8 protein-coding genes and 2 tRNA genes are annotated in these 11,095 nt (G+C 36.8%); all 10 read left to right on the top strand.

The genetic code is table 11. The features are described from left to right. Positions 1-5: 5 nt before the first annotated feature. A tRNA-Gly gene (locus tag V7S50_RS30480) sits at positions 6-77 on the top strand. Between the two features lie 10 nt (positions 78-87). Beyond that, positions 88-160, top strand: a tRNA-Ala gene (locus tag V7S50_RS30475). A 113-nt stretch (positions 161-273) separates the two neighbouring features. Beyond that, entirely contained in the window at positions 274-1,419 is a 1,146-nt protein-coding gene (locus V7S50_RS30470; RefSeq protein WP_242256406.1) for a glycerate kinase, read from the top strand. A 210-nt stretch (positions 1,420-1,629) separates the two neighbouring features. After that, the gene (rocF, locus tag V7S50_RS30465; protein ID WP_242256404.1) at positions 1,630-2,523 is read left to right on the top strand and encodes an arginase; all 894 of its coding nucleotides are present in this window, start codon (positions 1,630-1,632) and stop codon (positions 2,521-2,523) included. 248 nt (positions 2,524-2,771) lie between these two features. Next, positions 2,772-3,593 (top strand): diadenylate cyclase CdaA, encoded by an 822-nt coding sequence (gene cdaA / locus V7S50_RS30460; RefSeq protein ID WP_063223536.1) that lies wholly within the window; start codon positions 2,772-2,774, stop codon positions 3,591-3,593. Then, positions 3,586-5,079 (top strand): CdaR family protein, encoded by a 1,494-nt coding sequence (locus V7S50_RS30455; RefSeq protein WP_242256402.1) that lies wholly within the window; start codon positions 3,586-3,588, stop codon positions 5,077-5,079. Before cdaA ends, V7S50_RS30455 begins: the two co-directional genes overlap by 8 nt. Next, positions 5,072-6,418, top strand: coding sequence for a phosphoglucosamine mutase (gene glmM, locus V7S50_RS30450; RefSeq protein ID WP_242256400.1), 1,347 nt, complete (start codon positions 5,072-5,074; stop codon positions 6,416-6,418). Before V7S50_RS30455 ends, glmM begins: the two co-directional genes overlap by 8 nt. Positions 6,419-6,705: 287 nt before the next feature. Next, on the top strand, positions 6,706-6,891 hold the full coding sequence (locus V7S50_RS30445) for a hypothetical protein (RefSeq protein WP_033659100.1): 186 nt from the start codon (positions 6,706-6,708) through the stop codon (positions 6,889-6,891). A 12-nt stretch (positions 6,892-6,903) separates the two neighbouring features. Further along, positions 6,904-8,706, top strand: a complete 1,803-nt coding sequence (glmS, locus tag V7S50_RS30440; RefSeq protein WP_063223538.1) for a glutamine--fructose-6-phosphate transaminase (isomerizing) — start codon at positions 6,904-6,906, stop codon at positions 8,704-8,706. Positions 8,707-8,980: 274 nt separating this feature from the next. After that, the gene (locus V7S50_RS30435; protein WP_242256399.1) at positions 8,981-10,936 is read left to right on the top strand and encodes a S9 family peptidase; all 1,956 of its coding nucleotides are present in this window, start codon (positions 8,981-8,983) and stop codon (positions 10,934-10,936) included. The last annotated feature ends 159 nt before the right edge of the window (positions 10,937-11,095 follow it).

The raw sequence follows: 11,095 nt of genomic DNA, 5'->3' as shown, positions 1-11,095 counted from the left end.
TTTTTGCGGAAGTAGTTCAGTGGTAGAATACAACCTTGCCAAGGTTGGGGTCGCGGGTTCGAATCCCGTCTTCCGCTTAATTACTAAGGGGCCTTAGCTCAGCTGGGAGAGCGCCTGCCTTGCACGCAGGAGGTCAGCGGTTCGATCCCGCTAGGCTCCATCTAAAAAAAAGCTTACATCATATGATGTAAGCTTTTTTTGTGTTTGAAAAGACAACTTTCATATTTTTCATTTAAAATGGAGAAAACGTGAAAATAAAGGATGGGGATAATTGTGAAAGTTGTTATTGCATCTGATTCATATAAAGAAAGCTTAAAAGCTATAGAAGTATGTGAGGCTATTGAAAGAGGTTTTGGAGCAATTTTCCCTAAAGCAGAGTATGTAAAAATACCAATTGGAGATGGAGGTGAAGGAACGGTTGATTCACTTGTTGATGCCACAGGGGGGAGGATTACATCACTTCATGTGACAGGACCGCTTAGAGAACGTGTACAAGCCTTTTACGGTATGTCTAAAGATAAAAAGACAGCGTTTATTGAAATGGCAGCAGCATCAGGGTTACAACATGTTCCGGTTAAAAAGCGAAATCCACTTGTTACAACGACGAAAGGAACAGGAGAGCTTATACTACATGCGCTAGATGAAGGAGCTGAGCACATTATTTTAGGACTTGGAGGAAGTGCTACAAATGATGGAGGAGCAGGTATGTTGTCAGCTTTAGGAGTCAGGTTTATAAATGGAAAAGGGGAAGTAATAGATCCATCTGGAGGAACGTTACATTCAATTGTCGCTATTGATTTTTCGCGAATGGACTCACGCTTAATGCATATAAAGATAGAAGCAGCATGTGATGTAGATAATCCGTTAGTTGGAATAAGAGGAGCATCTCTTGTATTTGGGCAGCAAAAGGGGGCGAATGCAGAGATGATGAAAGAGCTGGATGAGAATTTAAAGCATTATGCGCACATCCTTAAACAATACTTATCTTGCGACGTATCTAAAATACCTGGCGCAGGGGCTGCAGGAGGTATGGGAGCAGCTGTTATAGCGGTATTAAAGGGAAACTTGCGGAGAGGAATTGAAATTGTATTAGATTATACAAAATTTGATAAGTATATAGATGGAGCAGATTTAATTATAACTGGTGAAGGTAGAATAGATGAACAAACAGCATACGGAAAGGCGCCTGTAGGTGTTGCGGAGCGTGCGAAGCATTTTCACATTCCTGTCATTGCTATTGGAGGATCTGTGTCTCCAAATTACACTGCTGTTCATGAAAAAGGAATTGATGCAGTATTTAGTATTACAGCGAGTCCGATGACTTTAGAAGAGGCATATAAAGTAGCAGCAGAGAATATCGAAATGACAGCAAAAAATATTGCTGCAGTGTGGAAAATAGCATCAGAAAAACACTCCTAAATGTAGAAGTGTTTTTTTATTATTATCTAATAATAATGATGGTAGTTGTTTCATTAAGTTAACTTTATACATAGAATAGTCTTAACATTTGGGTTTCAAAGCGGATATAAGTGAATAATTTGTATATCCATACAAAAAAATGTCGAGTTGAGTCAGACTATATAAAAGATTTAAAATATTTAGTGAAGGCACAAAAGGGGGATACTATCTATGAAAAAAGAAATCTCAGTTATTGGAGTTCCAATGGATTTAGGACAGATGCGTCGTGGAGTTGATATGGGGCCGAGTGCAATCCGTTATGCAGGCGTAGTTGAAAGAATTGAAGAAATTGGATATGACGTTAAAGATATGGGAGATATATGTATAGAGAGAGAAAAAGAAGTAGATGTAAATACAAGCTTAAGAAACCTTACACAAGTTGCAACTGTATGTAACGAATTAGCAAGTAAGGTGGATCATATTATAGAAGAAGGACGTTTTCCACTTGTATTAGGTGGTGACCATAGTATCGCTATCGGTACATTAGCTGGTGTTGCCAAACATTATAAAAATTTAGGTGTTATTTGGTATGATGCACATGGCGACTTAAATACAGAAGAAACTTCACCATCTGGAAATATTCACGGTATGTCACTTGCAGCAAGTTTAGGGTATGGACATCCTTCACTTGTAGATTTATACGGGGCATATCCAAAGGTGAAAAAAGAGAATGTTGTAATTATCGGTGCACGAGCATTAGATGAAGGAGAAAAAGACTTCATCCGCAATGAAGGTATTAAAGTATTCTCAATGCACGAGATCGATCGTATGGGTATGACGGCTGTTATGGAAGAAACAATCGCGTATTTATCTCATACTGATGGTGTCCATTTATCATTAGATTTAGATGGTCTTGATCCTCATGATGCACCAGGAGTTGGAACGCCTGTAATTGGTGGCCTATCTTATCGTGAAAGCCATTTAGCAATGGAAATGTTAGCGGAAGCTGATATTGTTACATCTGCTGAGTTTGTTGAGGTAAATACGATTTTAGATGAGCGAAATAGAACAGCAACAACAGCGGTTGCTTTAATGGGTTCTTTATTCGGTGAAAAACTAAAATAAATGTAAGAAAAGCAACTGAGAAGTTGCTTTTTTTATTTGAAAATAGGAGTATAATAATGATTTATATTATACTGTACGATAAGAATGTTTGACATCTTACCAATTTAGACTAAAGGGGGTTGTTTGTAATTGTTGTTTGTTTCATGTATGGTATAATTAACTAGTTGTTGGAAATACATACAGATAGAGCATAAAATAATATTTCAATATATGGATAGAATTGCTCGTAAGTAGGAGGAAGGGTTAGCATGCCTTTTGAAGATACGACCATTTTGAAATATCTTAGTACGGTATTAGATATTGCCGTTGTATGGTTTATTATATACAAGCTAATTCTCATAATCCGGGGGACGAAAGCTGTTCAACTTTTAAAAGGGATTACAGTTATTATTGTCGTTCGGATGATCAGTATTTTCCTTGAATTGCATACGCTATATTGGCTAACTGAACAAGTATTAACGTGGGGATTTTTGGCCGTTATTATTATTTTCCAGCCAGAATTACGAAGAGCGCTTGAGCAGCTAGGACGCGGGAGCCTGTTTTCTCGTGTTGGGACTCAAGAGGATGATGAACCTGAAATCGTTGCAACAGCGATAGCGAAAGCAACGGAATATATGGGGAAACGTAGAATAGGTGCATTAATTACTTTGTCAAAAGAGACCGGTATGGGTGATTATGTGGAAACGGGTATTCCGCTAAATGCAAACGTATCATCGGAATTACTCATTAATATTTTCATTCCTAATACACCTCTTCACGACGGAGCAGTAATTATGCAAGGAAGTACCATTAAAGCAGCAGCATGTTATCTGCCGTTATCGGAAAGTCCATTTATCTCTAAGGAGTTAGGAACTAGGCATCGCGCTGCAATGGGAGTTAGTGAAGTTACGGATAGTATTACAGTAGTTGTGTCGGAAGAAACAGGCCAAATTTCTTTAACGAAAAATGGTAAGTTGCATCGTGATTTGAAGACAGAACAACTGAAAGATATGTTGTTAGCTGAGTTTAGTGCGAACGAAAAAACGACTTCTTCGTCTTTATGGAATTGGAGGAGAAAGCGTCATGGATAAGTTAATGGAGAATCATTGGTTTTTAAAAGGAATCTCATTACTATTGGCGTGTATGCTTTTTATGTCAGCGACTTTAACTGAAAAAAATACGACATCAGGGATACTACCTTTTGCAAATGATGCGAAAGAAACATTAACTAATTATGATATTAACCTTAAGTATGATGAAGAGAAATATATTGTAAGTGGTATTCCGGCAGAGGGCGTTAAGGTAAAGTTAGAGGGCCCAAAAGCAGCAGTTGCTACAGCAATAGCAAAAAAACAATTTGATATACCAGTTGATTTGAGAGATAGCGAAACAGGAACTTATGAAGTTTCTTTGAAAACGAACGGGCTTCCAGATGATGTGAAAGGAACAGTTCAGCCATCGACAATTAAAATTACTCTTCATGAAAAAGCGAGAAAATATGTTCATGTAGACTTAAAATTATCAAATGAGGATCAGATGCCAGCGGGTTCTACCCTCGAAAAATCAAACATTAAACCTGATACTGTTGAGGTAGTTGGGACGAAAGAAGAAATTGAAAGTATTTCATCTGCTAAAGCGTATATTGATTTAAAAGGTGTTAATAAAACTGTTACGAAAACAGCCGAAGTTACATTATACAATAAAGAAGGAAAACGTTTAAATGTAAGAACAAGTCCATCTAAAATTAATGTAACGTTGAATGTGACGACGCAAGCAACGGCCAATAATACTGAAAAAACTGTTCCTGTAACGTATACGAAAAAGGGGAGTTTACCAGAAGGATTGGCCGTTACAAATATTAGTGTTGAGCCGAGAGAAATAACGATAGCAGGTCCAAAAGATATATTGGATAATATACAATCGATAGAGGGGGTCGAAGTAGATCTTAGTCAATTGACAGAGTCTACAACATTCGATACCTCTGTTTTATTACCAAAGGGTGTAACAAGTGCAAAACCGAATCAAGTGAAGGTTTCAGTAGGTGTGCAAAAAACAAAACAAACGAAAACAAGAACGATTGATGGTATATCAATTCAAAAAAATGGACTTTCTAAAGATGTTACGGCCCAGCTACTTTCGCCGCAAGATGGGAAGATAAGCGTTGATATTTCAGGAGAAACAAGTATAGTAGATAAAATAACAGCAGCTCAAATAACAGCAGCGATTAATCTGCAAAATGTATCTCCGGGGACGAAGGATGTTTCTATTCAAGTGAGCGGTCCTGGTAATATTTCAATAGAGCCAAAACAAAAAAGTGCTAAAGTCACAATTGTGAAGAAAGAAAATCCAGATAAAGAAGTACAGGGTAACGGTGAAAAACCAGATTCAAATAATAACCAAGATAATCAAACTGAAAAACCAAAAAATCCTGAATCTGAACCTAAACCTGATCCGGAACAGGAAAAGGAACAGGAAAAGGAACAGGAAAAGGAACAAAATAAAGAAAAAGAAACTAGTCAAGAGCCAACGGTAGATAATCAAAAAGAGCCAGACAAAGGAGCGAATCATAATGGGTAAATATTTTGGTACAGATGGAGTACGCGGGGTAGCGAACCAGGAGTTAACGCCTGAATTAGCGTTCAAAATTGGACGTTTCGGTGGTTATGTATTAACAAAAGATACAGATCGTCCAAAAGTAATTATCGGCCGTGATACACGTATATCAGGACATATGCTAGAAGGAGCTTTAGTAGCAGGTCTATTATCAACTGGAGCAGAAGTAATGCGTCTTGGTGTTATTTCTACACCAGGTGTTGCTTATTTAACAAAAGCGTTAGATGCACAAGCAGGTGTTATGATTTCTGCATCTCATAATCCAGTACAGGATAACGGAATTAAATTCTTTGGTTCAGACGGTTTTAAATTAACGGATGAGCAGGAAGCAGAAATCGAAGCTTTATTAGACAAAGAAGTTGATGAGTTGCCACGTCCAACAGGTACTAATCTTGGACAAGTGAGTGATTATTTTGAAGGTGGACAAAAATATTTACAATACATTAAACAAACTGTAGAGGAAGATTTCTCTGGTTTACATATCGCCTTAGATTGTGCGCATGGTGCTACGTCTTCTTTAGCTCCATATTTATTTGCGGATTTAGAAGCTGATATTTCAACAATGGGTACTTCACCAAACGGTATGAACATTAATGATGGAGTAGGCTCTACACATCCAGAAGTATTAGCTAAATTAGTAAAAGAAAAAGGTGCTGATATCGGTCTTGCTTTTGATGGTGATGGTGACCGTTTAATCGCTGTAGATGAAAAAGGAAACATCGTTGATGGCGATCAAATTATGTTTATTTGTGCAAAGTACATGAAAGAAACTGGTCAACTAAAGCACAATACAGTTGTTTCAACAGTTATGAGTAACTTAGGTTTCTATAAAGCGCTTGAAGCTAACGGTATTACAAGTGATAAAACAGCAGTTGGTGATCGCTACGTAATGGAAGAAATGAAGCGTGGTGGATATAACCTGGGAGGAGAACAATCAGGTCACATTATCTTACTTGATTACATTACAACTGGTGATGGAATGTTAAGTGCACTTCAACTTGTAAACATCATGAAAATGACGAAAAAACCATTATCTGAGCTTGCAGGAGAAATGACAAAATTCCCGCAATTACTAGTAAACGTTCGTGTAACAGATAAAAAGCTAGCATTAGAAAACGAAAAAATTAAAGAAATTATTCGTATTGTAGAGGAAGAAATGAATGGTGATGGCCGCATTCTTGTTCGTCCATCTGGAACAGAGCCACTTATTCGTGTAATGGCAGAAGCACCAACACAAGAAGTTTGTGACGCATATGTGCATCGCATTGTAGAAGTTGTGAAAGCGGAAGTTGGCGCTGAATAATTTGATGAATTTATTGAAAAAGGAGCACAAGAAGTGCTCCTTTTTCATATGTTTTATAGACAATGAAAAAAATTTCATTGACGGTTTATCCATGTTTGTTATAAGATGGTCTTGTTCTTTTTCTCAAAGGAAATATTGTAATTTATAGAAGCGCCAGAACTACAAGTAGTGTAGTTGACGAGGTGGGGTTTATCGAGATTTCGGCGGATGACTCCCGGTTGTTCATCACAACCGCAATCTTTTACTTAAATCATTAAGGTGACTTAGTGGACAAAGGTGAAAGTGTGATGAGAGAAAAGGAACGGATGAAAACTAGCTGTATAAGTATATACGGACTTAAACCCAATCGAGAGGAAGGTGAAAGCCGTTACAAGCTTACAGGGCTAGCAATATGTAATCCGTTTTTTAGTATAAATAAAAATGGTATCGGACTATGTCGTTACATGTTCGCAGAGCAGTGTAAGCATTTGTAACGGCGACTAAACATGTGTGGAATCGTAGGATTTATTGGAGAACAAGATGCAAAGGAAATTTTATTAAAAGGTTTAGAAAAGCTAGAATATCGTGGATATGATTCAGCAGGTATTGCAGTACAAGCAAAGAACGGTGTTGTTGTATACAAAGAAAAAGGTCGTATTGCAAAACTTCGCGAAATCGTAGATGAGAACGTAGCAGCAAGCGTGGGAATCGGTCACACGCGCTGGGCTACACATGGTGTTCCAAGCAAAGTAAACGCGCATCCGCATCAAAGTACATCAAAACGCTTTACACTAGTTCATAACGGTGTAATTGAAAACTATGAGTTAGTGAAAAAGGAATATTTACAAGATGTAACGTTCGTAAGTGAAACTGATACAGAGGTTATCGTGCAGCTTATGGAACAACAAGTGAGCACAGGACTAAGTGTAGAAGAAGCGTTCCGTAATACGCTATCTCTTTTACATGGCTCTTATGCAATCGGATTACTTGATGCTGAAAATCCAAACATGATTTATGTTGCTAAAAACAAAAGCCCGCTATTAGTAGGTGTTGGTGACAACTTTAATGTTGTGGCGAGCGACGCTATGGCGATGTTACAAGTTACAGATCAATTTATTGAATTAATGGATAAAGAAATCGTAATTGTAACGAAAGAAAGTATTACAATTAAAAACTTACAAGGTGAAACGATTGAACGTGCACCGTTTACAGCGGAATTAGATGCAAGTGATATTGAAAAGGGAACATATCCTCATTTCATGCTTAAAGAAATCGATGAACAACCACTTGTAATCCGTAATATAATTCAAAAGTACCAAGATGAAAATGGCGAGATTGAATTAGATCAAGACATTCGCAATGCAATTTTAGATAGCGATCGTATTTACATCATTGCATGTGGAACAAGTTATCATGCAGGTCTTGTTGGAAAACAATTTATCGAGAAGTTTGCAAAAATGCCAGTTGAAGTGCATGTAGCAAGTGAATTCTCTTATAACATGCCATTATTAACAGAAAGACCATTCTTCATTTACATTTCACAAAGTGGTGAAACAGCTGATAGCCGTGCAGTACTTGTACAGACAAATGAAATGGGGCATAAAGCATTAACGATTACAAACGTACCTGGTTCTACGCTTTCTCGTGAAGCTGATTATACACTTCCGTTATACGCGGGACCAGAAATTGCAGTTGCATCAACGAAAGCTTATACAGCACAACTTGCAGTACTTTCAATTTTAGCTGCGGACATTGCTAGAGCGAAAGGTGAAGTTCTTGATTTCGATTTAACACACGAATTAGGACTTGTAGCAAATGCAATGATAGAACTTTGTGATCAAAAAGAGGAAATGGACGCATTAGCAAAACAATTTTTAGCAACAACGCGTAATTGTTTCTTCATCGGACGTAGCGTAGACTTCTACGTAGGTTTAGAAGGCGCGTTAAAGCTAAAAGAAATCTCTTACATCCAAGCAGAAGGATTTGCTGGAGGAGAGTTAAAACACGGTACAATCGCTTTAATTGAAAATGGTACACCAGTTATCGCACTTGCTACACAAGAGCACGTAAACCTTGGAATTCGTGGTAACGTGAAAGAAGTAGTAGCACGCGGAGCTAACCCATGTATCATCTCAATGAAAGGCTTAGAAATGGAAGGTGACAGCTTCGTATTACCAGCTGTACACGAAGCGCTAGCACCGCTAGTAGCAGTTATTCCATTACAACTTATCTCATACTACGCAGCACTTCACCGCGAGTGTGACGTTGATAAGCCACGTAACTTAGCTAAGTCTGTTACGGTTGAGTAGGAGATTGGTAGGTTAATAAATATAGTTGTAGTTTAAAAATAAATTTATGAATTTGTACCCCATTAGATATTTTATCTAATGGGGTATTTTTGTGTTGAAAAAGAATATCTAAAATTAGTAATTGGATAGAACCCTATAGATTAAAATTTTACTTTATCGGATTCACTTTTATTTATCTGAATTTTCCGTTACTATTTTAAGTATCCGTGAACAATTTCCTTTATTATGACAAAAAGAGACGAGAGATTTATGGACATTACAAGGGGGCATATTGATGAAAGTGAGTGAAAAAACATATTTAAGTATAGAAGAGATTATTTCAGTACCGGCCTTATCAAGTACAAAGATAAGTGATGATGGCAAAAACGTAGCGTTTGTTAAGAAGACAGCTAACTGGAAAGACAATACATATAGAAATCATGTATGGATATATGAAACAGGTAAAGGGCAGAGTTATCCACTAACAACTGGAGATATAGATAGTACACATCCATTATGGTCCCCAGATTCTAAGACTATTGCCTACCTTAGCCCAGGTGGTGACGGGGATATTAAAAATCAGATCTTTCTTAAGTCACTAGATGGTTATGCTGGGATACAAATTACTGATGAGGAAGAAGGAATCAGCACATTCAAATGGGATCCTACTGGTAAAGGTTTTTATTATATTGCACATTCAAAAGAATGTGAGAAGATAAAGAAACGTAAGGAACTATATGGAGATTTCTATCATGTAGGTAAGGAACATCAAAATAATTGTTTATACTACATTGAAATAGAAAAAGTGAAACAAAATGATAAACAGGAACGGAAGGTTAGCGGTGTTTATCAATTAACGGACGGTAAGGATTTTTATATACATAACTTTGATATTTCAAATGATGGGAAAAAGGTTGTATGTATGGCTACACCAAGCCTAAACGATTATATGAATGGTGATCTATACATATTAGATATTGAATCTAGGGAACTACAAAAGATGAATATAGATAAGTTGTTGGGAGGGAGTGTTTACTTTTCTCCTGAGGGCAGCAAAATATGTTACTCAGCAAGCATAAGAGAGAAGGATTACTATAAAAACCATATACAAGAGAGTACATTAGAGATATATGATATGAATAGTGGAAAGATAATTCAGCCTTTAACAGATTTTGATAGTACGGTTATGCCATTACAGTGGACAGCTAAAGGAATTTTAATTAGATGGCAGGATAAAACGAATTACCTCATTGGATTGCTATGTGAGGAGGGTACTGTGGAAATGTTAAGCGAAAGAGTAGATGGCTTTATAATGGATGCTTCCATAACAAGGGATGGAAATCATATAACCTATAATAAGGCTATAACAAATGAAAATTTTGAAATCTATTTGGATGATAAAAAAATAACCAATGAAAATAGCTTTTTCGAAGGAAGGCTTAAAAGTAACAGGGAAATCATCTCATGGCAAAGTAGTGATGACCTGGAAATAGAGGGTGTTTTATCAACTCCTGTAGAGTTTGACGCAAATAAAAAATATCCCTTATTAGTAGTAATTCATGGTGGTCCGGCTTGGGCATCCTTTCCGATATTTTCAGACTGTTTTAATGAGAAATATCCGATTGAACAGTTTGTTGAAAAAGGCTTTATCGTTTTAGAACCAAACTACAGGGGAAGTTCTGGTTATGGTAATGAATTCTTAAAAGCAAACTATAGAAAACAGGGAATTGCTGACTATGATGATGTTGTATCTGGAGTGGATAAACTAGTTGGAAAAGGGATTGTAGATAAAGATAGAGTAGGAGTTATGGGATGGAGTAATGGGGGATATATATCGGCTTTCTGTTCTACATTTAGTAGTAGATTTAAAGCTATTTCGGTGGGGGGTGGAATTACTAATTGGAGTACCCATTATGTACATACAGATATCCCTTACTTTATTAGAATGTATCTAGGAGATACTCCATGGAATGATCTAGATATATATAAGAAAACATCACCAATGACATATATTAAATCAGCCTGTACGCCTACCTTAATTCAACATGGGGAAAAGGATGTAAGAATTCCAATTACAAATGCATATGAGCTATATGAAGGATTAAGAGATATGGAAGTTGATACAGAATTAATTATATTTAAAGGAATGGCATATAGCTCGGATCAGCCAGGAATTTATGTGGCCATTATGAAGCAGAATTTGATGTGGTTTTCACACTATATTCTTGGAGAAAGTATGAAAGATTTTTAGTACTATATAATGGATATCGGCACAGGTGTTTTTGCTGTGCAACCGAGTTAGCTTGTTGTAAACTGCGTTTAAATCATTACTGAGAAGATTTAAATGATTATAAGATTTGGAGTAAATAAGAAAGAGCCTATAATCAGGCTCTTTTTCTTATTTATATTT

Source organism: Bacillus sp. CCNWLW194 (assembly GCF_037120585.1).
Classification (GTDB): domain Bacteria; phylum Bacillota; class Bacilli; order Bacillales; family Bacillaceae_G; genus Bacillus_A; species Bacillus_A basilensis.
The sequence above is the reverse complement of the archived record's forward strand: the minus strand, read 5'-3'. Positions and strand labels throughout refer to the sequence as shown.